Below are 603 nucleotides of genomic sequence, written 5' to 3'. Positions count from 1 at the left end.
GATGGGCGAGATACTCTGAGTTGGCGCTCTGTCAGTATGGCTTTAGTGAACCGTATCGGCGACAGCGGTGATATTGAATTATTCGCTAAGGCTGGTGCTAGTGACACTGCTGATGGTTATACATTAAGTGTTGAAAACTGGATGTTGGACCGTGAGCCACATGGACTGCTTAAGGACTTAGGTGTCCACCCATTAAAGCCGCCTGTTCCCGCAGTAATGGGGAGTGTCTTAGCCGATAGTCCGGCTGAACAGGGTGGCTTAAAAGCGGGCGATAAAGTAATTGAGGCCGGCGGTAAAGTTATTGAAGACTGGTTTGCTTTTGTCGATGTAATCAAAGTCTCTGCTGAAAAAGATGTTGTCGTTAAGGTTGAGAGGAGTGGAGAAAACAATGGGCTTATTGTCGAGACTCTGTCACTTAGACCAGAAGTATTTATACGTGAAGACGGTGCCTCGGTTGGTCGTTTAGGAGTCAGTGTTCAGCCCTTTACTTACCCGAAAGAGATGATAAGAACGATAAGCTACGGTCCTCTTGAATCCCTGATGCAGGCGAGTGAACAAGTTTGGGCTGATTGTGTTATGACACTTAACGCGATCAAGAAGATG

Annotated in this window: 1 protein-coding gene; it reads left to right on the top strand. The window is 46.8% G+C overall.

The features are described from left to right. Positions 1-36: 36 nt before the first annotated feature. Positions 37-603: PDZ domain-containing protein (locus A3756_RS04450; RefSeq protein WP_197481161.1), on the top strand; the 567-nt coding region annotated here is incomplete at its 3' end.

It is taken from the genome of Oleiphilus sp. HI0086, assembly GCF_001635225.1.
The sequence above is the reverse complement of the archived record's forward strand: the minus strand, read 5'-3'. Positions and strand labels throughout refer to the sequence as shown.